Annotated in this window: 25 protein-coding genes; 12 read left to right on the top strand and 13 right to left on the bottom strand. The window is 62.4% G+C overall.

Annotation, left to right across the window (positions count from 1 at the left end; all coding sequences use genetic code 11):
* Positions 1–14: 14 nt before the first annotated feature.
* Positions 15–554, top strand: a complete 540-nt coding sequence (locus KBY49_RS04205; RefSeq protein WP_254933488.1) for a CRR6 family NdhI maturation factor — start codon at positions 15–17, stop codon at positions 552–554.
* Complete coding sequence (locus KBY49_RS04200) at positions 524–1270, top strand: lipoate--protein ligase family protein (protein WP_254933487.1); 747 nt, start codon at positions 524–526, stop codon at positions 1268–1270. Before KBY49_RS04205 ends, KBY49_RS04200 begins: the two co-directional genes overlap by 31 nt.
* Here KBY49_RS04200 and KBY49_RS04195 read toward each other — a convergent pair.
* Positions 1233–2486: a site-2 protease family protein gene (locus KBY49_RS04195; protein ID WP_254934020.1), complete on the bottom strand. Its 1254-nt coding sequence runs from the start codon at positions 2484–2486 to the stop codon at positions 1233–1235. The genes KBY49_RS04200 and KBY49_RS04195 overlap by 38 nt on opposite strands.
* A gap of 168 nt (positions 2487–2654) precedes the next feature.
* Between KBY49_RS04195 and KBY49_RS04190 the strand changes: the two genes are divergently transcribed.
* Both KBY49_RS04190 and KBY49_RS04185 read left to right on the top strand, forming a co-directional pair.
* On the top strand, positions 2655–3299 hold the full coding sequence (locus KBY49_RS04190; RefSeq protein ID WP_254933486.1) for a phosphoribosylanthranilate isomerase: 645 nt from the start codon (positions 2655–2657) through the stop codon (positions 3297–3299).
* On the top strand, positions 3299–3844 hold the full coding sequence (locus KBY49_RS04185) for a hypothetical protein (RefSeq protein ID WP_254933485.1): 546 nt from the start codon (positions 3299–3301) through the stop codon (positions 3842–3844). Before KBY49_RS04190 ends, KBY49_RS04185 begins: the two co-directional genes overlap by 1 nt.
* Before the next feature lie 25 nt (positions 3845–3869).
* Here KBY49_RS04185 and folE read toward each other — a convergent pair whose 3' ends face one another.
* The 6 genes from folE to KBY49_RS04155 all read right to left on the bottom strand — a co-directional run bounded on the left by folE (position 3870) and on the right by KBY49_RS04155 (position 9120).
* Complete coding sequence (gene folE, locus KBY49_RS04180; RefSeq protein ID WP_396099348.1) at positions 3870–4610, bottom strand: GTP cyclohydrolase I; 741 nt, start codon at positions 4608–4610, stop codon at positions 3870–3872.
* 9 nt (positions 4611–4619) lie between these two features.
* Complete coding sequence (locus tag KBY49_RS04175; protein ID WP_254933484.1) at positions 4620–5348, bottom strand: SDR family oxidoreductase; 729 nt, start codon at positions 5346–5348, stop codon at positions 4620–4622.
* Between the two features lie 19 nt (positions 5349–5367).
* Positions 5368–6357 carry an acetyl-CoA carboxylase carboxyltransferase subunit alpha gene (locus tag KBY49_RS04170; protein WP_254934018.1) on the bottom strand — a complete coding sequence of 330 codons (990 nt, stop codon included), beginning with the start codon at positions 6355–6357 and terminating at the stop codon, positions 5368–5370.
* A gap of 38 nt (positions 6358–6395) precedes the next feature.
* The gene (locus tag KBY49_RS04165; RefSeq protein ID WP_254933483.1) at positions 6396–7457 is read right to left on the bottom strand and encodes a long-chain acyl-[acyl-carrier-protein] reductase; all 1062 of its coding nucleotides are present in this window, start codon (positions 7455–7457) and stop codon (positions 6396–6398) included.
* A gap of 65 nt (positions 7458–7522) precedes the next feature.
* Positions 7523–8320, bottom strand: a complete 798-nt coding sequence (locus tag KBY49_RS04160) for an aldehyde oxygenase (deformylating) (RefSeq protein WP_254933482.1) — start codon at positions 8318–8320, stop codon at positions 7523–7525.
* A complete protein-coding gene (locus KBY49_RS04155) occupies positions 8317–9120 on the bottom strand; it encodes a creatininase family protein (protein ID WP_254933481.1) in 804 nt (267 codons plus the stop codon). The genes KBY49_RS04160 and KBY49_RS04155 overlap by 4 nt, the downstream gene beginning before the upstream one ends.
* 50 nt (positions 9121–9170) lie before the next feature.
* Here KBY49_RS04155 and KBY49_RS04150 point away from each other — a divergent pair, with 50 nt between their 5' ends.
* From KBY49_RS04150 to KBY49_RS04135, 4 genes are all read left to right on the top strand, one after another.
* Positions 9171–10487, top strand: a complete 1317-nt coding sequence (locus KBY49_RS04150) for a S1 RNA-binding domain-containing protein (protein WP_396099344.1) — start codon at positions 9171–9173, stop codon at positions 10485–10487.
* The gene (locus KBY49_RS04145; RefSeq protein WP_254933480.1) at positions 10484–11362 is read left to right on the top strand and encodes a Tab2/Atab2 family RNA-binding protein; all 879 of its coding nucleotides are present in this window, start codon (positions 10484–10486) and stop codon (positions 11360–11362) included. Before KBY49_RS04150 ends, KBY49_RS04145 begins: the two co-directional genes overlap by 4 nt.
* Positions 11362–12180, top strand: coding sequence for a peptidoglycan editing factor PgeF (gene pgeF, locus KBY49_RS04140; protein ID WP_254933479.1), 819 nt, complete (start codon positions 11362–11364; stop codon positions 12178–12180). Before KBY49_RS04145 ends, pgeF begins: the two co-directional genes overlap by 1 nt.
* Positions 12181–12278: 98 nt before the next feature.
* Positions 12279–12641 (top strand): AbrB family transcriptional regulator, encoded by a 363-nt coding sequence (locus KBY49_RS04135; protein WP_254933478.1) that lies wholly within the window; start codon positions 12279–12281, stop codon positions 12639–12641.
* Here the strand turns inward: KBY49_RS04135 and KBY49_RS04130 are convergent.
* The gene (locus tag KBY49_RS04130) at positions 12580–14301 is read right to left on the bottom strand and encodes an NAD(P)/FAD-dependent oxidoreductase (protein ID WP_254933477.1); all 1722 of its coding nucleotides are present in this window, start codon (positions 14299–14301) and stop codon (positions 12580–12582) included. The two genes, KBY49_RS04135 and KBY49_RS04130, sit on opposite strands and share 62 nt — an antisense overlap.
* Before the next feature lie 98 nt (positions 14302–14399).
* Here KBY49_RS04130 and KBY49_RS04125 point away from each other — a divergent pair, with 98 nt between their 5' ends.
* Together KBY49_RS04125 and KBY49_RS04120 are read left to right on the top strand one after the other, a co-directional pair.
* Positions 14400–14543: a hypothetical protein gene (locus KBY49_RS04125; RefSeq protein WP_254933476.1), complete on the top strand. Its 144-nt coding sequence runs from the start codon at positions 14400–14402 to the stop codon at positions 14541–14543.
* 10 nt (positions 14544–14553) lie between these two features.
* A complete protein-coding gene (locus KBY49_RS04120) occupies positions 14554–15024 on the top strand; it encodes a hypothetical protein (protein WP_254933475.1) in 471 nt (156 codons plus the stop codon).
* A 57-nt stretch (positions 15025–15081) separates the two neighbouring features.
* Here KBY49_RS04120 and KBY49_RS04115 read toward each other — a convergent pair whose 3' ends face one another.
* The 5 genes from KBY49_RS04115 to hemH all read right to left on the bottom strand — a co-directional run bounded on the left by KBY49_RS04115 (position 15082) and on the right by hemH (position 19371).
* Complete coding sequence (locus tag KBY49_RS04115; RefSeq protein WP_254933474.1) at positions 15082–15297, bottom strand: GIVxVP protein; 216 nt, start codon at positions 15295–15297, stop codon at positions 15082–15084.
* Positions 15297–15698 (bottom strand): nuclease, encoded by a 402-nt coding sequence (locus KBY49_RS04110; RefSeq protein ID WP_315856993.1) that lies wholly within the window; start codon positions 15696–15698, stop codon positions 15297–15299. The genes KBY49_RS04115 and KBY49_RS04110 overlap by 1 nt, the downstream gene beginning before the upstream one ends.
* Complete coding sequence (gene ilvB / locus KBY49_RS04105) at positions 15695–17467, bottom strand: biosynthetic-type acetolactate synthase large subunit (protein WP_396099549.1); 1773 nt, start codon at positions 17465–17467, stop codon at positions 15695–15697. The genes KBY49_RS04110 and ilvB overlap by 4 nt, the downstream gene beginning before the upstream one ends.
* A gap of 163 nt (positions 17468–17630) precedes the next feature.
* Complete coding sequence (locus KBY49_RS04100) at positions 17631–18215, bottom strand: M23 family metallopeptidase (RefSeq protein WP_254933472.1); 585 nt, start codon at positions 18213–18215, stop codon at positions 17631–17633.
* On the bottom strand, positions 18196–19371 hold the full coding sequence (gene hemH, locus KBY49_RS04095) for a ferrochelatase (RefSeq protein WP_254933471.1): 1176 nt from the start codon (positions 19369–19371) through the stop codon (positions 18196–18198). Before hemH ends, KBY49_RS04100 begins: the two co-directional genes overlap by 20 nt.
* Before the next feature lie 162 nt (positions 19372–19533).
* On the opposite strand from hemH, the gene KBY49_RS04090 reads away from it, so the two are divergent.
* Together KBY49_RS04090 and cobO are read left to right on the top strand one after the other, a co-directional pair.
* The gene (locus tag KBY49_RS04090) at positions 19534–20742 is read left to right on the top strand and encodes a site-specific integrase (protein WP_254934015.1); all 1209 of its coding nucleotides are present in this window, start codon (positions 19534–19536) and stop codon (positions 20740–20742) included.
* A gap of 40 nt (positions 20743–20782) precedes the next feature.
* On the top strand, positions 20783–21451 hold the full coding sequence (cobO, locus tag KBY49_RS04085; RefSeq protein ID WP_254933470.1) for a cob(I)yrinic acid a,c-diamide adenosyltransferase: 669 nt from the start codon (positions 20783–20785) through the stop codon (positions 21449–21451).
* The last annotated feature ends 11 nt before the right edge of the window (positions 21452–21462 follow it).

The following is a 21462-nucleotide window of genomic DNA, read 5'->3' as shown; positions in this document are numbered from 1 at the left end:
AAGAGGAAGGGGCCATGGCCGCGCCAGGGGCCGCACCAGGGGCCGTAGAAATTGGGGCCGCTGCCATCGGGCGCTTGGATTTGACTCCCTTGGCCAGCTGGGCCGAGCTTGGGGCTGTTGATCTGGTCAGAGCTGCGGGCTGCCTAGAGCTCAGCTACCTCTGGCCCCGCCAGGCCGATGATCCGCGCGAACTTTCCGAAATTGCCGAGCTTCGCCTCTGGACCCTCTACGCGGATGCCACCTATCCATGGCTGCCCCTGGTTTTAGAGCGGGCTAGCGGCCAGCTCACCCGCCATGTGGCGATGCTGTTGCCCCACCATTTCAGCCGCAAAGAGGGCATTCGCTTCGCTCCAGAGGCCATGGAGCTCTGGATTACCCATCGCCTGTTTGGGCTAGATGCCTGGGCCCAGGGCCAGGGTCTCAATTGCCGCCAGGGTTTGGCCCAGATGGCGGCAGTCTTGGGTTACGAGCTGGATTCGGGATTTTGGGAGTTGCTGCCTGCTTCTCCAGGCAATCTGGGTCAATGGCCAACCGTGCCCCAGCTCCAGCCCTAAACCCATCAGCTGGGGCCCGGTGGCTGCCAACCCTGGAGTTGGAAGGTAGCTGGCAGATGGCCCTGGATCGCTGGTTGCTGGACCAGGGGCGACCGGCCTTCCGGCTCTATCGCTGGCAGCGGCCAACCCTGTCGCTGGGTTTTCACCAGCAGCAGTGGCCGTCCCACTGGTCAAGCCTGGCTGAGCAAGGGGTGATCGATATGGTGCGCAGGCCCAGCGGCGGGCGGGCGGTTTTGCATGCCGGCGACCTCACCTATGCCCTGGTGTGGCCAGGGGCTCCCGCCAATCGCCAGGAGGCCTATCGCCTCTGTTGCACCTGGCTGCAAAGGGCCTTTGCCGCCATGGGAGAACCGTTGCAATTTGGCGACCAGCAGTTGCTGGGGAGCAGCGGCAATTGTTTTGCGCTGCGTACGCCAGCTGATTTGGTAAACGCCAGGGGCGTCAAGCGCATTGGCAATGCCCAGCTATGGCGCCAGGGCAACCTGCTGCAGCACGGCTCAATTCCGGTGAATCCTCCGCCAGAGCTGTGGCAGCAGCTTTTTGGCCAATCTCCTACTCCCCTAGCTTTTCCCAGCGAGGAGCTTGAGGGACAGTTGCTGGCCGCCGCCCGTTTGGCCTTGCCAGCAGCCCTGCTGCCTGGCTCGCTTGAGCCTCTGCAGGAGTCCGAATGGCAGCAAATCAGTCGGTTGCTTCCCGAGCTTGCACCTCACCGGTAGCCACCATCGTGCGCACCACCTGGGGCAGGCCCAGGCCGAGGGGATAGGTGTTTTGCCTGCGGGCCATTTCCAGTAGGGGGGTAGGGAGTTTCAGTCCTAGGCGGGCCAGCACCGCGGCCCCGAGTTCGGGGCGCTCCAGGGTGCCGCAGGGCAAACCAGCGGCACTGAGTACCAGCAGCCGGCTGTGGTTCCCATCTTCTAGTTGTTGTACCGCCTGCCAGAGGGGGGCAGTGGCCGCAATCGCCGGCAGGCTATCGAGGGGTTTGATGTGGTCCCCGATCCGGTCGGTGTCCCAGCGCTGTACGGGCAGTTGTTGGAGGAGTGCGTCGTCGATCACTCCTTTCCAGCGGCCCCGATCGCAGACAAGCAGCCAATCCCCCTGGCCCATTTCCTTGGCCTCACCAAGCTGGATTTGGCTGAGCTCCCTGGGGGATCCATTGGCCTCCAGTACCCGGTAGCGCCGGCCTGCCGCATCGGCCACTGCCATCTCATGCAATAGGCGTTGCAGGGTCAGCAACTGGCTTTGGTTGCGGGCTGCTCCCAGGCCAAACCAGCCCAGCAGGATCAGCCAGGTGCCACTTAGGCCGGAACCCTTAAAGATTAAAAGTGCGCCTAGGCCGATTGCCATGAAGGCCAGAAAGCGGCCACAGCTGTTGGCCACCTCCACTCCCCGGCGCTGGTTGCCGCTGAACTGCCAGACCAGGGCCTTGACGATCAAGCCCCCATCTAGGGGCAGGCCGGGCAACAGGTTGAAAAGGCCAAGCACCAGATTCAGGGCCCCCAATTCGCCGGCCATGGAACCCAGCAGGGGGGAGGAATTTTGCGCGGCCTGGCTGATGGCCAGTAGGGCGAAGCCGAGCACGAGGCTGACCGCAGGACCGGCCACCGCCACCTGCAGGGCCCCCATGGCCGAGCTGCATTCCCGCTCGACACTGGCGACTCCACCGAGCAGAAACAGGGTGATGCTGCGCACTTTCACACCCTGGGCCAGGGCCACCAGGGAATGGCCCAGTTCATGCAGCAGAACCGAGACAAACAGCAGTAGGGCTGTGACAAACCCCATGCTCCACTGGGTGGGCACCGAAATGGCCGGATCGATCCTGGCGGCGTATTGCTGGGAGAAGGCCGCCGTGGCCAGCACCAAAATTACAAACCAGCTCGGGTGCACCCGCAGGGGTATGCCCCTGATTGTCATTACCTGCCAGCCATCGCCCACGGTTGCCCCCTTCGAGTAAGTCCAACTCCAGGGCTGGACCTCGGCCATCGATCCTAGAAAGGTCTGGCGTACCGACCTAAATTCCCCGCCCGCTAGCTCCGACATACCCATTTCACCTCCCCATCGCTAACAGTGGGCTTCCCATCCCCCAACCTCAAAATCTGTGGCTTGACCCGGCTGGACCAGGCCCAGGCTGTGGCCGGCCTGGGGGTGGCTGCGATTGGTGTGATTGCTGTGCCCCAATCGCCCAGGTTTCTGCCCCAGCCTGAGCGCCGCCAGCTATTTGCTGGCGTGGCGGAGATAAATCCCCTCTGCCAAGGGGTCCTGGTGGTTGCCGATCCCAGCGATGCCGAGCTTGACAGCCTTAAACCCAGCTGGGGCCATCGGGTTCTCCAGCTCCATGGTGGTGAGAGTCCGCAGCGGTGCAGTTTTTTGCGCCAGCAGCTCGGTTGTGAAATTTGGAAGGCCCTGCGCATCCGCTCTGCTGCCGATCTGGCTGGGGCGATGGCCTATGGCGATGCGGTGGATGCCCTGCTTTTGGATGCCTGGGTGCCGGATCAGTTGGGGGGCAGCGGCCATCGCATTCCCTTGGAGTGGCTCGAGGGTTTTGCTCCCCCCTTGCCCTGGTGGCTGGCCGGTGGCATGCGGGCCGATCGGGTGACCAAGGTGTTGGCCCGCCTGAAGCCCGATGGCCTGGATGCTTCGAGTGGGGTGGAGCGTGCCCCAGGCGACAAGGATCTGCAACTGGTGAGGGAGCTGGTGGCTGCGGTGCGCGACAACAGCCAAGATCAAGGAACTTCAACCGGTCTTTGATGACTTCGCAACCCCGTTTCAGAACGGCCCTGCTCGGCGCTTCGGTGCTGGGGGTTTCCCTGCTTGGATCCTTTGCTGGTCTCCCAGTTGGTGCCGGCAGGGCCCAGGACCTGGTGGGTTGCCAAATTGTTGATGGCCTCCTCTCCTGCGTGCCCGGGGTTAGCCCCCAGCCCGCCGCGCAAATCAAGGCCCTGCGCTCTGAGATTGCCAGCGATATCCAGCTAGAGGGAGCAGTTCAGCAGCAGATCAATGGCCTCAATCAACTGGTGTTGGCGGGTCAGGCGGTGCAGGGGCAGATTTTGGCAGCCACGATCAACGCCGATCTGCTGGCCAGCCTGCCTCCGGGGGCCTTCCATTGGTATAGCCGCCAGCCAGGAGCCAGCAACTGGATCTTGATCCAGGGGGCCTCTGGTCCAACCTACGTGCTGAGCGCCAGCGATGTATCTAACCAGGTGATGCTGGTGGTGGCCCAACCAACGGCCACCGGTAGCCAGCGCCAGGCCAGCCCTGCCGTGGGCCCGATTCAGCCGGCCAATTCCCTTTAAAGGGCTGATTCGCTACGGCAGGAATTCAGTACAGAACAGATTCCTGCTGTTTGACCAATTCAAAGAATTCGGCCTTCAGGCTGGGATCGTGGCGGAAATCACCCCGAACTACTGAATTGACCATCGAGGTTTGGGGCTCTTTGACGCCGCGCCACTTCATGCAGTAATGCTGGGCTTTGACCAGGATCGCCAGGCCCTGGGGCTTGCAGAGACGTTCGATTTCATCGGCCAGGATGATTACCGCCTCTTCCTGGATGTGGGGGCGGGAAAACACCCAGTCGGCCACCCGGGAGAACTTGGAAAGGCCAATTACCTGGTCACCGGGTTTGATGCCAATCCAGCAGTTGCCCAGAATTGGCACCAGGTGGTGGGAGCAGGCAGACCTGACGGTGATCGGGCCAACCGTATAGATCTCGTCGAGCTTCTTGACATTGGGGAAGCTGGCGATCTTGGGCTGCTCGTGATAACGCCCCTTGAAAACCTCGTGCAAATACATCCGAGCTACCCGCTCGGCCGTTTCTTCGGTGTTGTGGTCGTTGTCAATATCGATCACCAGGCTGCGGAGCAGCTCCCGCACCTTGCCAGCCACTTCGATTTCGAGCTGGTCGAGCTCACCATCCTCTAGATGGTCGGCAATGTTGTCGTTGGCCAGGTAGGGCACCTGGGCGGCATCTAGGCGCTCGCGGATGCGCAAGCTCACCGGGCCTGGCCCCATCTCGGGAGCAGTTGCCCGGGCGGGGAGGCTGGAAGGCAGGGTGGACGTCATTTGATAGCTCTAGAGAGCGCCGACAGCCGGCATAAGTGTGAGGTCTTCGATGACCTGGTTGGAGGGCTGTTGGGCCAGAACAAGCAGGGCCTCAGTCACCTGACCAGGATCAAGCATGGCACGGCGATCAAACGAACTGTTGACCGTTTCACTGTCCCAAAGGGGCGTATTTACCGCCCCCAGGGTGAGGGTGCAGACCCTGATCCCATGGGCCCGTTCCTCGGCGGCCAAGCAGCGACTGAAGGACACCAGTGCGGCTTTGCTGGCGCCGTAGGCACCCCAGTCGGGAAAGGTGTTGTGGGCTGCGTGGCTACTCACGTTGATGATCAGGCCTGCACCGGCCTGGCGCATGCCGGGAATGACGGCCTGGCAGACCTGAAAAATGGCGGTCAGGTTTAGCTGCAGTAGCCACTGCCAGCGGGCCAGATCCATGGCCGCAAGGGGGCCGGTGTAGGCGGCGCCGGCGTTATTGATAACCACGTTGGGCAGGAGGCCGCGCTGGAGCAGTTCGGCCATCGCTGCTTCCGTGCTGCCTGCATCGGCCAGGTCAATGCCTGCGGTTTCCACTCTCCTGCCCTGGGTGCGCAGGGCATTTGCCACGGCCTCGAGCTCTGGGCTGGGCAGGCCATCGGGGCCGGGCCGGGAGAGCAGCAGTAGGTCGTAGCCAGCTTTGGCAAAGCCCGCCGCCGCCGCTGCGCCAATGCCGCGGGAGGCGCCGGTGATCAGGGCAACAGGCACGGGTTTTTCGGCATGGGGATTAGGTGCTCAGCGAAGGAGCTGGGACGCCGTTTTCCAGGAAGCGGCCCATGCGTCGAAACTTGGCATAGCGCTGTTCCAGCAATTCCGCTTCACTCAGGCTTTGGAGCTGGTTGAGCTGCTCAAGCAGGGCTGCCTTCAGGGTTTCGGCTGCCTGCAGGGGCGACCAATGGTTGCCCCCGCAGGGTTCGGGAAGCACCTGGTCAACGATGCCCAGTTGGAGTAGGTCAGGGCCGGTGATCTTGAGGGCTTCTGCGGCAATTGGTGCCTTGGCGGCATCGCGCCAGAGGATCGACGCACAGGCTTCCGGGCTGGCAACGGTGTAAACGCTGTGCTCAAACATCAGCAGTCGGTCGGCTACGCCGATACCAAGGGCCCCCCCCGAGCCCCCCTCCCCAATCACCGTGGCGAGCACGGGTACCCGCAGCCGAAACATCTCCCGCAGGTTGACCGCAATCGCTTCGCCCTGGCCCTGCTCCTCCGCCAGCACTCCTGCGTAGGCGCCAGGGGTGTCAATGAAACTGAGGATCGGCAGACGAAAGCGATCGGCATGCTCCATCAGGCGCATCGCCTTGCGGTAGCCCCCTGGCGAGGCCATGCCGAAATTGCGGGCCACGTTTTCCTTGGTGTCTCGCCCCTTCTGGTGGCCCAGGAGGACCACTCCCTGGTCGCCGATCCTGCCCACGCCACCAACGAGGGCCTGGTCGTCGCTGCCGCGGCGATCCCCATGGAGCTCCACCCATTCATCGGTGATCACCTGGATGTAATCCAGGGTGTTGGGCCTCTGGGGATGGCGGGCCACCTGGATCTTTTGGGCAGGGGTTAGGGCCTCAAAAATTTCGCTGCGACGGCGGGTGGCAAGGGTTTCGAGCTGGAGTAGCTGCTGGCTCACGTCCACTTCTGAATCGCGGGCCAGCTGGCGGATTTGCTCGATTTGCTCCTCCAACTCCACCAGGGGCTTTTCAAAGTCCAACAGAGCGCGGCGGGCCATGGCTTGGGGACGGGCGGTGGTGTTTGTGGGTGGTGGACTCACGCTGGGGCCAGAGCGTCTTGGCGGGCAGGGACAGCAGCCTGGTCTTCGAGGCCCAGGGCCTGGAAGCCATGGCGGAGCGAGGCGGCGCCAATTAGGTCCATTTTTTCGAGGCTGATGTTGTTGCGCCCCCAGCTGAAATTGGTGTGGATATCTTCGAATTCCAGCAGGATTGCCTCAGCGAAGCAAGCAAACATCTGCTGCTGGGGTTTCGCCATCTCGGCTGCCTCCATCATCTGCCAGCCAATCTCGCTCCAGAATTCGACAATCCCTCCCTTCAGCACATGGATGCCAGCACCGCTGGCCTTGCGGTCGAGGTTTTTGGGATAGCCCCCGTCAATCATTAGGCAGGGTGATTTGAGGTTGGCTGAATCGATGGTCAGGGTTTGGGGCAGGCTGGCCACCCAGACCACCACATCCGCTTCGGGCAGGGCCTCCTCGAGGCTGAGGATCCGCGCACTACCCAATTCTGTTTGCAGATCCAGCAGGGGCTGCTGCTGGCGAGCCACCAAAAGCAGTTCCTTGACGCCGGTGCGTTGACTGAGCCAGCGGCAAACGGCACTGCCGATGTCTCCGGTGGCCCCTACTACGGCCACTTTCGCTTGCTTGAGGTCTATACCGAGGGCAGGGGCATTGGCCTCAACCTGGCGGCAAATCACCCAGGCGGTGTGGGTATTGCCGGTGGTGAAGCGCTCCCATTCCAGGGTTGTGGCGCGGATCTGTTGCTCCTTGAGCAGGTTGAAGTTCTCGAAAATGATCGAGGTGAATCCCCCCAGGGCGGTGATGTTGATGCCTGATTTCTGGGCCAGCTCCATGGCGTTGAGCACCTTGCGCCGAGCGGTTTTGAAGCGGCTGAGCATCTCCGGCACAAAGCAGGAGTCGATGTAGGCACCCTCGATCGTTTTGCCGGTGCGGCTGGTCAGGGAGACCCGCTCTATTAGCTGGGGCGGGGCACTACACCACATATCCAAATCCCCATCCGCAAATTCGGGGAAGCCCAGGCCTGCCGCCTTGCTGCGGGCCTGCTCAAAACTGGTGGAGTGACCGATCAGCCCAAACATCCTTTCAGCCCGGCGATGTCGCCGACGCTACAGCTCGCCGAGTTGGGGATGGGAGAGGGTCCCGCTCAAACCAGGGCGGCGGCGGCCATTTTGGCGATTTCCCGGGTGGTAAAGCCAATCTCAACCAGGGCTTCCTGGTAGGCGATCAGGAAGTCTTCGATCAGGTCTTCCTTGTCCATGTGAAGAACCGCCGCATCGCCGGCCACCTGGTTGAGCATCTCGCGCACCAGGGGCAGGTTTTCGCGGTTGGCCTGCTCCAGTTCTTCGCGGCTGGCTTCCAGGTTGGCCTTCAACCACTCCTGGCCGTAGTTGAGGTGGGTGTATTCGTCCTTCACCACCCCCTCGGTGATCTTGCGGGCGAAGGGATCGGCCACAGGGATATAGATGTGATAAGCCGCAATGGCGAAGGCCTCGATCAGCAGGGCCTGAATCAGCAGGCAGGTGACCACCTTGCCCTCAGCCAGAGCCTTTTGGAAATTGCCATGGAGGGGTGAAAAGAACTCCTTGGCAAAGGCCATGTCTGCGGTTACGCCCAGGTTGTTGGCACAGGCCGTGAAGCCCTTCATGTGCTTGAGCTCCATCCGGGCCAGCCTGGCCAGCTCCTCTGCCTGGTCTGGAATCAGGCCGCCGAGGGAGATGTAGTTGTCGTGGGCTTCCTGCTCGCCCTCAATCACGATGGCGTTGATGCGGCTGTAAGCGTCTTTGTAGGTCTCGGTGCTGAAGTCAGGCAGCTGCTCGCCTTGGGCTGCTGCTGATGGGGCTGCTGCTGATGGGGCGGCGTCTGAGGGGGCAAACCCTGGGGAGGTAATGGTTGCCATACCGACATCACTCTCAATTAGTGCATCGACTGTAACCACCCTCATCGGGCTTCAGGCCTATCGGTGGGGGGCCAATCACTGGCAAGCAACGACTCAAAGCGTTGCAACCAGCCTTCCCCAAGTTTCTGCCAAAGCTCAGCGCCCAGCTCCGCATTGGCGCCAGAGCTGTTGCCCACCACCCCCGTGCTGCTGAGGTCTCGGGTAAGCCAGGCATTGGGTGCTGCCCCTTCCAGGCTCCAGCCCCGGGGGGGCAGGCCGCCCTGGTTGCCATCGATCGGCCGTTCCGCAGCCACCAGCCCCGGGGCCAGGTGCAGCATCAGGCTTGTTTCGGCCAGTGCGGCGTGGAGGCCTTCGCTGCGCTCCGGTTCGGGAATCAACTCCTGGATCCCCTCGGGCCCACTCCAAATGAAGCAGGGCAGCACCCCCAGGGTGGGCAACGAGCTGCGCAGCTGCCTGGCCGCGGTCTGCAGCAAGCTGATCTGGCCGCCATGGCCGTTGAACAGGACAAGACGCTGGAAGCCATAGCCCGCCAGCTCCTGGCCCACCGCCACCACCTGGGCAATCAGCAACTCGGCCGGCAGGCTCAGGGTGCCGGCAAAACCCCTGTGCTCAGGCGAGAAGCCAAGCGGCTGCAGGGGCAGTCGCCAGATCGGCAGGTTCTCTGGCAAGCGTTCCAGAACGCTGTCGATCAGCCGCTCCGCAAACAGGCTGTCCGTGTGCAGTGGCAGGTGGGGCCCGTGTTGCTCCATGGAGCCAAAGGGCCAGACCACCGTGCTGCCTGGCCGGGCCGCGGCCTGGGCGACCTCGGGCCAGCGCATTTGCCCGAGCTGAAACTCCCGCGTCATTGCCCTTAGAACAGATCACTACAGTGTGGGGCTCCCCGCCCTATGTGGTGATGCCCGGAACCGGCAACCAGCAGTCCGCTTCCTCGGCTCGGCCAGTGCCCCCGGGTGCGCAGCGCCCCCAGCAACCCCAGTTGCAGGCGCCCCTGCGCAAGCCGCCCCAGGTGCTGATGCTCAAAAAAGACGAGCCCCAGCCCGAGGCCCTCGAGCAAGAAACCGCCCCGGCCTCCAGCCAGGCTCCTGCAGTTCGCTTGGCGCCCCCAGCACCGGTGCCGGTTGCCACCGCCGGTGCACCGGTTAGGCGCAGCGACGAGGATCTCTTCGACATGGGCTCCATGGAGGGCCTGACCATGGCCGATTTGCTGGGCCCAGATTCCAGCCGCAAGGCCAAGGGGAGCAGTGGTTCAGCCAAGTCCCAGGGGGCCAGCCTGCCTGGCGCCGGTGCTGGTGGGGCCAGCAATGTGGTTACCCATAGCGTCGACGACTTCGACTTCGACGAGGAGGCCTTCCTCTCCGCCCTCGATGAAAACGAGCCGGTTGGCACCACCGGTGAAGTGGTCAGTGGCGTGGTGATTGCCCTCGAGAGTGATGGTGTCTATGTCGACATCGGTGGCAAGGCACCGGGCTTCATGCCCAAGGCCGAGTGCGGTCTGGGGGTAATTACCAACCTCAAGGAGCGTTTCCCCAAGGGACTGCAAATTGAGGTTTTGGTTACCCGGGAACAGAATGCCGATGGCATGGTCACCATCAGTGCCCGGGCCCTGGCCCTACGCCAGAGCTGGGAAAAGCTGCGGGTCATGGAGAAGGACGCCAAGGTTGTGCAGGTCAAGGTCACTGGCTTTAATCGCGGCGGTTTGACCTGTGATCTGGAGGGCCTGAGGGGCTTTATTCCCCGCTCCCAGCTGCTGGAAGGTGAAAACCATGAGGCCCTGGTGGGCAAAACCCTGGGGGTCACCTTCCTGGAGGTGAATCCGGAAACCCGCAAGTTGGTGCTTTCCGAAAAGAAGGCAACCACTGCTGCCAAATTTGCCGAACTGGAGGTGGGCCAACTGGTCGAGGGGCTGGTGGTGTCGGTGAAGCCCTATGGCTTCTTCGTCGACCTGGGCGGAGTCAGTGGGCTGCTGCACCAGTCCTCGATCTCAGGTGGGCAGTTGCGCGACATTCGCGAAGTGTTCAACCAGGGAGACCGGGTCAAGGCCCTAATTACCGACCTGGATCCAGGCCGCGGCCGCATTGCCCTAAATACGGCCCTGCTGGAGGGTCAGCCCGGTGAATTGCTGATCGAAAAAGACAAGGTGATGGCTGAGGCCGCAGACCGCGCCAACCGGGCCCGCTCCGTGCTGCGCCAGCACGAACAGGCCGCCGGATGAGCTCAGGGGATTGGGGCCCCGATTGGGAGCTTGATTACTACTCCAGGCCGATCCTGGAGAGCGATGGCAAGAAGCGCTGGGAGCTGTTGATTAGCTCCACCCCTGAGGTGGGATCAGAGGATCCCTGTTTCCGTTTCGTCAAAGCTTGCCCAGCCACCAGCGTCAACTCGATCTGGCTAAGGGAGGCCCTTGAGCAGGCCTTTGGGGAGGCCACCGACCAGGGCTTTGCCGCCCCCCGCCGCCTGCGCTGCTGGCGGGGATCGATGCGCACGATGGTCCAACGGGCCGCCGAGGGCCTGGCCCTTGAGCTGGTGCCCAGTCGCCGCTGCTATGCCCTGGTGAATTGGTTGCAGGAGCGGGAGCGCGAGGTTTACCCCCTCGAGGACGGTTACATGGCGGGCCCATTGGCTCCAGCACCCCTGCCCATTCGTGCCGTTGCGGTGCCCTTGCCTGAGGCGGCCCGGGGCGACCGTTGGGCCTGGGCAACCTTGCCCCTCAAGGACCTGGCCGAGGCCCCCGACTGGGAGATGGGTTTCCAGGGACTGGTCCCCCTGCCTGAAGGCCTGGATCCGGAGGCGCCGGTGCCGGGAATCAGGCTTTTTAGTGCCACCCGCTCCCTGGCCATGGCCGGCTGGATGGCAGGCCTGGAGCCCGTGCGACTGGAAATCGCTGACCAGCAGTTGGTGCTGGAGGCCGGCCTGGAGGACAGATGGCTGCTTACCAACCTGGAGGCGAGTGAGGCCAAGACCGCTGCCCAGGCCTTCGCCGATTCGCGGCAGCGGGCCGGGGGCCTGCAGTTTGTGGCCATCCAGGCCGATGAGGAGGAAACCCGCTTTGAGGGCTTTTGGCTCCTGCGGGACCTGCCCGATGCCTAATGGCTGAAGCAGTCGATCCGCCCTTTGATCGCCCCGACCTCGAGTTCAACCAGCTGGAGGATTGGACCTGGGTGGGCTGCTACGGCGGCTACTACCTCCAATCAGATCTGCTCGCTGATTTTGAGCACGGCTTTTTCACCCGCCAATGGCAGGGCCGCACCCCAGAAGTTTTGGCCGGCTATGTGAGTGCTGGCGTGAGTGTGCATCGCCCCCAGCAGGTGCACAGCGCCTTGGTGATCCCCGCTAGCCAGGCCAGCTGTGCCCCCTGGCCGGAGGCCGATGGCCTGGTCAGTGATGGGGGCGGCCAGAGTTTGTGGGTCTGTGGAGCCGATTGCACGCCCGTACTCCTGGCCGACCCGGCCACGGGGCATGCCGCCGCCTGCCATGCCGGCTGGCGGGGGGTGGCAGGTCGGATCCTGGAGCTGGCGGTTAGGGCTTTGGTTGTTTCTGGTTCCCGCAGTTCGGATTTGTTGGTGGCCCTCGGACCAGCCATTGCGGCTGCTGACTACCAGGTGCAGCGGTCCGTAAGCGAGCAGGTGGCCCTGGCCCTGCGCCCCTCAGAGGCAGAACCCATCCCCTTGGACCAGGCCCTGGCCGACTTGGCCGAGTGCGGCGGCCTGCAGGCCGATGGCCTTGCCGGCCATGACCGCCTGGACATTCGCTCCGCGGCCCGTCAACAACTTATCCACCTCGGAGTTGGGTCCAATCAAATAGCGATATGCCCCCTCAGTACTGCTACCGAACCCCTGCTATTTCATTCCTGGCGCCGTGACCAGGTGAAGGCTGTGCAATGGAGTGGCATTGTTTCCCAGGCTTGAGTCGGCAAGAATTTAATTATTTTTGTTTTTGAGCTATGGCCCACTTGCGAGTAGTGGCAATGGGGTGACATAATGCGAAGGTTGCATATCTAGGAAAAATGCTCACTGGATCTGAACTCTTGGCTAAGGTCAAGGACATGGGCGATATCAGTAAATCTGATTTGGTTCGCGCCTGCGGTTACGTTTCCAGCAAAAAAGACGGCAGCGAACGCCTCAATTTCACCGCTTTCTATGAAGCCCTGCTTGGGGCTAAGGGTCTGGATTTTGCCGGCGTAGGCAAAACTGGCAAGGGCGGTCGCAAGTTGAGCTACAGCACCAAGGTGCAGTTCAACGGCAACCTGATGGTGGGCAAGGCCTACACCGCCATGCTGGATCTCAAGCCCGGCGATGAATTCGAAATCAAGCTTGGTCGCAAGCAGATTCGCCTGGTTCCCCTTGGCGCTGAAGACGACGAAGAGTGATCTGGGCCAGGGCGAGCTGCTCTGCCACCTTGATCCCATCAATGGCAGCTGAGAGAATTCCGCCGGCATAGCCCGCCCCCTCTCCTGCCGGATATAGCCCTGGGGTGTTTATGCACTCCAGGGTTTCTTTGTGCCTGGGGATGCGCACAGGTGAGGAGGTGCGGGTTTCGACGCCGGTCAGCACGGCCCCTTCCATCAGGAAGCCGGGAATGTTTTTGGAGAAGGCTGGCAGGGCCTCTCGAATCGCCGCAATTACAAAACTGGGTAGGCAGTTTTCCAGGCTGCCAAAACTCACTCCCGGTTGATAGGAGGGCTTAACTGCTTCGCTGCTGTCGGGGCTAGAGGCCTCACCCCTTAGAAAATCGCCCAGCCTTTGGGCCGGCGCTTTGTAGTTGCCGCCTCCAGCCACAAATGCCTGGGCTTCCCAGTGGCGCTGGAAGGCGACCCCGGCCAGGGGATCGCCCGGATAGGCCCCATAGGGCTCGAGATCGGCCCCATTCACGGTCACCACAAGGCCGCTGTTGGCATTGCGCTCGTTGCGGGAGTGTTGGCTCATGCCGTTGGTTACCACCCGCCCCGGCTCTGAAGTGGCACCTACCACCAATCCGCCAGGGCACATGCAGAAGCTGTAAACACTGCGCCCAGAGCTGTTGGTGCCAGTGCAGTGGTGCACAAGTTTGTATTCCGCCGAACCCAATTTCGGGTGGCCGGCGGCGGGTCCCCAGCGGGCCCGATCAATCAGCGGTTGGGGATGCTCGATCCTCAAACCCACGGCAAAGGGTTTTACCTCCATGGCTATGCCCTCCGCCTGGAGCATGGCGAAGCTGTCCCGGGCGCTGTGGCCGATAGCCATCACCACCTGGTTGGCGGCGATCCGCTCGCCACTGGCCAGCACTAGCGCCTGGATGGCCCGGCTGGCCTGGCAGCGCTCGAGCCGATCCACCCTGGCTTCAAATCGCACCTCTCCGCCGAGCTCCTCGATGCGGCTGCGCAGACCCCGCACCACGGTGGCCAATTTGAAGGTGCCGATGTGGGGGTGGTGCAGGGTGAGGATCTCCGGATTGGCCCCGGCCGCCACTAGTTCCTCCAGCACCTTGCGCACATAGGTCTTGGCTTCACTCACCTGGCTGTAGAGCTTGCCGTCGGAGAAGGTGCCCGCCCCTCCCTCGCCAAATTGGGCGTTGGATTCGGGATTGAATTGCAATTTGCCGCGCCAAAAGCCGAAGGTGTCGGCGCTGCGCTCCTTAACGGCCTTGCCGCGTTCAAGGAGTAGCGGTTTTAGGCCCATCTGGGCGAGCAATAGGGCGGCGAAGTAACCGCAGGGTCCAGCCCCGATTACGACCGGACGCAGCAGTGGTGGGCATGCCAATTCCGCTGGCTCGCAAACCAGGCGGTAGCGGGTGTCTGGACTGGCTTTTAGGTGGGGGTCGCCCCGGAAGCGCTGCAGCAGCTTCGCTTCGGCCTTTGGGCTGAGCTCTAGTTCGAGATCAAAGCTGTAAACCAGGGCCAGCTGCTGGCGTTTGCGGGCATCCACGCTGCGCTTCACCAACTGGTGAGTCCTGAGTTGGTCAGGTGTGATCCCCAATCGCCTGCAGATGGCAGCCTTGAGCTCCACCTCGCTGTGGTCAAGGGGTAATTTCAGCTCACTGAGCCGCAGCACCGGCGAGTCTCCAGGAAGGTTTTGGGACGCGATTTATTTCAGCCGCCCTCCAGAACCAGCATGGCCTGTCATGGTGGATTTATCGAGGGAAGCGGGCCATGTCGATTACCCATTGCCCCCTCTGCGTGGGCCTGGCCGTCCTGAGTGCGGTGCGCTTCATGGCCCACGGCCTAATGCTTTGGCCCCTGGTCCGTGCCCAGTCTGGCCTAGGCGAAAGATTAGAGCCGCTTTTCTCGACTTGAGGCTCCACAGATGGCACAGTGGGGGCAACTAATCCCCTCCTGCCCGGTGGTTTTGCGTTCCGTTGTGGCCCTTTCGGCCACTTGCCTAAGTGCCTTTGTTGCCTCAGCGGGTCCCGTTTTTGCCCAGGCAGCGGCTACACCACCGGCAGCCAGCCAGCCGGCAAGTATCAATTTGATGAATGACCTAACGCTCGCCGCAGCCGTAGGGGTCTGCAACCTGGCCGTAGAGCAAAAGGTGCCTGTTCAGGCGGCGGTTATTGCCCTCTCCCAGGGTGCTGCCTATGTGGTCAGCGCTAAATACGGCAGTGAAATTGCCGGTAGCGGCAAGTTGGAAGTTGGCCAGATAGTCAATGGCACGATCGTGCAAGTGGTGGCGCAGGTCAAGCAAGGTTGTTACCCGAAGGTCACGGCTGCTGATCAAAAATTCGTTGACACTCTGCTCGCCGATTTCACCAAGCAGCTGAAGAGCAAGCAGAAGTAAAACTTTTTGCCCTGCTGTGCTGCTGATTTGGGCACTAGTTAGCTTTTGATTAGGGCCCTATTCCACTTCTGAGTCTGAGCTGGATTCTGGTCCCGATTCTGGGAGCAATTGGGCCAGCAGGCCCGCCCCCATCAGCACCCCGCCCAGGGCAAGGGCCAGCCCCTTGTTGCTGGCTGCTGGGCCTTCACTCCAGGCTGCTGCCGCCAGAAATGCCCCCCCCAAAAGCAGGCTTGGCACCAGCACGATGCCCTTGGCGGTGCGGTTGATGCCCATTAGCTAGTAGCTGAACCGGAGCAGCTGTTTTGGGCCAGGCCCGCATCCACCAGGCCGCCTCCCATGTCGTTACCGATGTTGTTGCCCATATTTTTAGAGGAAGAACCAAGCTTTTGCACCTTGGCCACTATTACGCCAGCTTCCTGGCCGATGGGCCGCAGGTTCACCTTGCTTCGGCGCGGGAGCTGGGAGCGCAACCAGGCCGTGGCTTGATCGTTGTCCGCAGCACTTACCTCAATGCAGGCAATCTGAACGCTGTAATTGCGGTTTTGATCGCCCACCTGCAGCAGGGTGCCGCTGCGCACCTGAAGCACCTCAGCCGCCTGGGCTGCCGAAGCCAAGCCAAAAGGTGCCAAAACCAATAGCAAAACCGCCGAGAGCAGGGCCAGCAGTGATCTCAAAGCTTGGCGCCGCAGCTAGGGCAGAAAAGATGGGCACTTTCGGTGGTGCTGCCGCAGGCATGGCAAAGGCGACTGGTGTCGATTGCCAGTTCAGGGTGGCTGGGTAGGCCCACCATTTGGGCATTGCTGGCCCCCGGCGGCACCATCGGATAGCAGTTTTCATTGCGGCGAACCTTCACATTGATGAAGGCCGGACCAGGGTGATCCAGGGCTTCCTTCAGTTGTTGATACAAGTTGGCCCGCTCCGTAATTGAGAAACCACGGACGCCAAATGCCTCTGCCACCGCGGGGAAATCGGGCATGCCGCCGGTCATTTCGGAGGCCGAGTAGCGCTCCTCGTAGAAGCTTTCCTGCCACTGGCGCACCATCCCCTGCCAGCCGTTGTTAATGATCACCACCTTCACGGCCAGGTTGTACTGGCTGAGGGTGCCCAATTCCTGGATATTCATCAGGATGCTGGCGTCACCTGCCACGCAAATCACCTGCTCATCGGGAAAGGCGGTTTGCACCCCCAGGGCTGCGGGCATGCCAAAACCCATGGTGCCCAGGCCCGCACTGCTAATCCAATGGCGGGGACCGTTGTGTAGGAACTGGGCAGCCCACATTTGATGTTGGCCCACATCAGTTGTGTAGTAGGCCTTGGGGGCCAATTCCTGCAGGGCAACCACCACTTCCTGGGGGGCGATATCCCCTTCTGGGGCAGGCACCACCAGGGGGTAGTTGGTTTTCCAGGTCTCAATTCGATCCAGCCAGGCCTCGGTGCGGCCTTCTGAACCCTCCTGGGTTGAGGCGGCCAACAGGGCCTGAAGGGCGGCCTTTACATCGGCCACCACCGGCACATCGGCTGGTCGGGTTTTGCCCATCTCCGCCGCATCAATGTCAATGTGGATCACCTGGGCCCTGGGGGCAAAGCCATCAAGCCGTCCGGTGACCCGGTCGTCGAAGCGGGCGCCCACCGCAATCAGGAGATCGCACTCGGTTACGGCGAAATTGGCATAGGCGGTGCCGTGCATGCCAAGCATCCCCACCGCCAAGGGATGGGTTTCATCGAATGCTCCCTTGCCCATCAAGGTGGTGGTTACGGGCAGGCGGAAGCGATCCGCCATTTGGGCCACCAGATCGTGGGCGCCACTGCTAATTGCGCCACCGCCCACGTAGAGCAGGGGGCGACGGGCTTGGCGAATCAGGCCAAGGGCCGCTTCAATTGCCGCGGCATCGGGAGCGGGAGAGGGCTTAAATCCCGCTGGGATGACACTGCCAGGGGCCACCGGCACGTATTCGAATTCCTCTGCCCCCACATCCTTGGGCACATCAATCAACACCGGCCCTGGCCGACCACTGGCGGCAATCAGGAATGCCTCTGCCACGATCCGGCCGATGTCGCGGGGGTCCCGCACCACCCAGGAGTGCTTCACGATCGGCAGGGTGATGCCGAAGATGTCAGTTTCCTGGAAGGCATCGGTGCCGATCGACGCCCGGGGTACCTGGCCAGTGATTACCACCATCGGCACGGAATCCATTTGGGCCGTAGCTATGCCCGTAACCAGATTTGTGGCGCCAGGCCCGGAGGTGCCGAAGCAGACCCCCACCTTGCCGGTGGCCCGGGCATAGGCATCGGCCGCATGGGTGCCCCCCTGCTCATGGCGCACCAGGATGTGCTTGAGCCAGCCGCGGCTCTCAGCTTTGTGGAGCTCGTCGTAGATGGGCAGGATTGCCCCGCCCGGGTAACCAAAGATGTGCTCCACGCCGTGGAGCCTCAGGGCATCCATCAGGGCATAGCCGCCCTTGACCCTCTTCACCCCTGCACTGGCTTCGGTGATGGGCTGGAGCTCTGGGGTTCTTGGCGGAGCCGAGGTCATGGGTGGAGGGAATACGGCTAGCTAATTGGGCGGGGCTGGCCAAGATTCTGGCCACCTTCTAACGGGATCAACCCTAAGTGCTGGAGGGGCTTTTGGGGCTAATTCCCCCAGCCGAGACCGGCGGCGGTATGCGGCGGCTACGGGCCATTGCCCGCAGAATTGCGGCAGGGTTGAGCCATTGGCCCCGATAACGCATGCCCCAATGGAGGTGCGGACCGCTGGTGCGACCGGTCATGCCCACATGGCCGATGGTTTGGCCAGTGGCCACGAATTGCCCCTCCCGTAGCTGGGCAGGCCTCCACGAATAGTGCATGTGGCAATAGATGTGTTCGTAGCTTCCGGAGCGAATTACCAGGCCCACCCCACAGCGGTCGTCGTTGAGCAGTTGGCTAACCCGGCCGGCCCACCAATTGCGAATTGGCGAGCCCAGGGGGGCGGCAATGTCCAGGCCGTAATGGGGTTCAACGGCGCCCCAGGGCCCGCTGCGGCTGCCAAAGGCACTGGTGTAACCCAAGAAGCTGGCCACCGGAAATACCCCGAATTTCCAGGCCGGGTCAGCTGCCCTTGCCGGCCCTACGGCTGGGGCTCCAAGGCAGGTGAGGGCAGTCAGCAGGCCGGCAACGGCAGGGGCCGTGGATCTAGAGAAGCCCGATGGCATGGAGCGGACCGCGCCCACTGAGCAACTCAACTAGGAAAGCGGAAAATCCCACCATCGCCAAGCGGCCATTCCAGACCTCCGAACTGTTGTTCCAACCCCAGGCCCACTTGTCTTGGGGATAGAGCTTGACCTTGGTGGGCAGCTCGGCGGCCTGGTCCAAATTGACTTCCGGGCCGGCCATGGCCCTTTGCACCAGATCTGCCAGGCCGCAAATGAAGGCAGGGTTGGTGTCGAGGGCGGGCACCCGGCGGAAGTGGGCAATGCCGGCCTCATGGGCCAGCTCCCGGTATTCGATATCGATCTCTTCCAGGGTTTCGATGTGCTCGCTCACGAAGCTGATGGGCACCACCACCAGTTCGGCCACACCAGCTGCGCCTAAATCGGCCAGGGCCTCCTCTGTGTAGGGCTTGAGCCATTCCACTGGACCAACCCGGCTTTGGTAGGCCAGGGTTGAGGGGTTGCCATGGCCCAGCAGCTCGGCCAGGCGGGCCATGATCAATTCGCTGCAGACTTCGATTTCCTTTTGGTAGGGATCGCCCGCCTCTTCCACGTAGCTCTTGGGCACCCCATGGGCACTAAAGAAAATGTGGGCCGATTCCGGTGTGTTGCAGGCTCGGATTTGGGCCGCAATCAGGCCGGCCATGGCGTTGATGTAACCGGGGTCGTTGAAGTAGCTGCGGATACAACGGATGGGCAGCCTGGAGAAATTTGGATCTGCCTGCCTGAGGCGCTGCAATTCACGGAAGCTGGAGCCGCTGGTGCTGATTGAGAAATGGGGATAGAGAGGCAATACCACCACCTCATCGATGCCATCGGCCTTGATGTCAGAGACCGCCGATTCGGTGAAGGGATGCCAGTAGCGCATCGCCACATAGCTGGTGGCTTCTATGCCTCTGCTGCGCAATTCGCTTTGCAGTTCACGGGCCTGTTGCTCGGTGATTCGCCTTAGTGGTGAGCCACCACCGATGGAGCGGTAGGCCTCCTGGGATTTGCCGCTGCGCAGGGTGCTGATTAGCCAGGCCAAGGGCTTTTGCAGAACCGGGTTTGGCAGTCGGATGATCTCCGGATCGGAAAACAGGTTGTAAAGGAATGGACCCACGTCCTGGATCCGCTCCGGCCCCCCGAGGTTCAGCAGCAGCACGCCAACTTTGGCCATGCCAGGTTCGAGGCGTGTAGAGCATGAGAGCGTAACCCTGTCTGCCCGGCCCTAGCGCCCTTGGGCTGGCATCGATATGGTCTGGTACGCAAAGGTCTGGATCTTTTTGCTGGTTTGGCCTCAGTGAGCGATGCGTCCCTGACCCAGCAACTGGCCCTGCCCATGGCCCAGCAACTGGCCCAGCAAAATGGTCTCTGGGCCGCAGCTGGCATCAGCTTGCGCCTGGAGCAGCGCGGCGAAAGGCTTGGCCTGAGGGGCCCCCTGCCCTGTCGAGGGGGCAGCGGGCGTTTCCCCGTGCAGCGCATCAGCCTGGGCCTGCCGGCAACGGAGGCCGGCTTCATGCAGGCCCGAATTGAAGTAAAGGCCATCCTGCGCCAGCTCCAACAGCAGCAATTTGATTGGGCCGATTGGGTTCGTAAAACCCCCCAATCGCAGGCGAAAGCAGCAGCTGCTACTGACGCCAGCACGCCCAGCCCCGGCAAGTCCAGTGATGGCCAGATAAATCTGCTGTTGGCCGAGTTCGAGCAGGCCTTTTTTGCCGATTCCCGGCGTCGCCGTAACCCGGCCGGCTGCCGCACCACCTGGACCGGCGCCTACCAGCCCTACCTGCGGCGGCTCCAGGCGGTTGCCGATGAATTCGCCTTGCCCTGGGGCCTTCAGTTGCTGGAGCAGGTGCTCGAGAGCTACGACCCCGCCAGCCGCAGCCTCCAGCAGTGCGGCACGGCCCTCGCCGCCCTGGCCCGCCATCGGTGCCTCGAGCTGCCAAGTGATTGGGGTGAGCGCTCAGCTGGCTATGGGCTCCATGCCGCCCAATTTCGGCAATTGCCCAGTGACAGCCAAATCCTCCAGTGGATCGACCAGATCCCCAACCCTGGGTGGCGCCTGGCCTACGGCCTGATGGCCACCTACGGCCTGCGCAACCACGAGGTTTTCTTCACGGATTTATCAGCCTTGGCCCCTGGCGGCGACCGGGTGATTCGGGTGCTGCCCACCAGCAAAACGGGGGAACACCAGGTTTGGCCCTTTCAGCCGGCATGGGTTGAACGCTTTGCCCTGCCCTCCCTGGGCGAGCAACCGCAACTACTGCCCTCCGTATGTAAGGATTTGCGGCGCACAACCCTCCAGCAGGTGGGGCGGCGGGTGGCAGAGCAATTCCGCCGCTATGGCCTGGCCTGCACCCCCTATGACCTGCGCCATGCCTGGGCCGTTCGCACCATCCACATCGGCCTGCCCGACACGGTGGCGGCCAGGATGATGGGCCACTCGGTGGCGATCCACACCCGCACCTATCACCACTGGATCACCCGTAGGGATCAACAGCAGGCCGTCGATGCCGCCCTGGCCAGGGCGGGGCAACGACTGGTGGCATGAGCCGCCAGAGTGGGGTCAGGTTCGAGATTGCCCCCTTCCGATGGCTGATCTAAACGCGGCGGACCAGGCCGCCGAGAAGCTCGGCCCCGGCGGTGCCCTTGCCCCCGAAACCGATCCAGATGGCTACCAGAAGCGCATGGCGCGCCGCAAGGAGGTGCAGCAACAGCGGGTGGGCGAGCGCAACTTGGAAAAGGGCCTGGTGTTGGTTTTTACCGGTGATGGCAAGGGCAAAACCACCGCGGCCCTTGGCCTGGTGTTGCGCACCCTGGGCCATGGCGAGCGGGTGGCCGTAGTCCAATTCATCAAGGGTGGCTGGCAGCCAGGCGAGGCGAAGGCCCTGCAGATTTTTGGTGATGATCTCCACTGGCATGCCCTGGGGGAGGGATTCACCTGGGAAACCCAGGATCGGGAGAGGGATCGTCAACTGGTGCAGCTGGCCTGGGACCGTTCCCTGACCTACCTGGCTGATGCCAGTCGCAAATTGGTGGTGCTCGATGAGGTGAACGTGGCCCTCAAGCTGGGATATCTGGATATTGAGCAGGTGTTGGCAGGTTTGGCCCTGCGGCCCGCCCTTACCCATGTGGCCCTCACTGGCCGTGGAGCCCCGGCGGCCCTGGTGGAGCGTGCTGATTTGGTCACCGAGATGAAATTGGTGCGCCACCCCTTCCGGGAGCAGGGGGTTAAAGCCCAGGCCGGGATTGAGTTTTAAATAAAATCCTC

This window comes from Cyanobium sp. WAJ14-Wanaka (genome assembly GCF_024345375.1).
Taxonomy (GTDB): Bacteria; Cyanobacteriota; Cyanobacteriia; order PCC-6307; family Cyanobiaceae; genus Cyanobium_A.
Note: the sequence above shows the minus strand (reverse complement) of the source record. Positions and strands in the feature narration are given on the sequence as shown.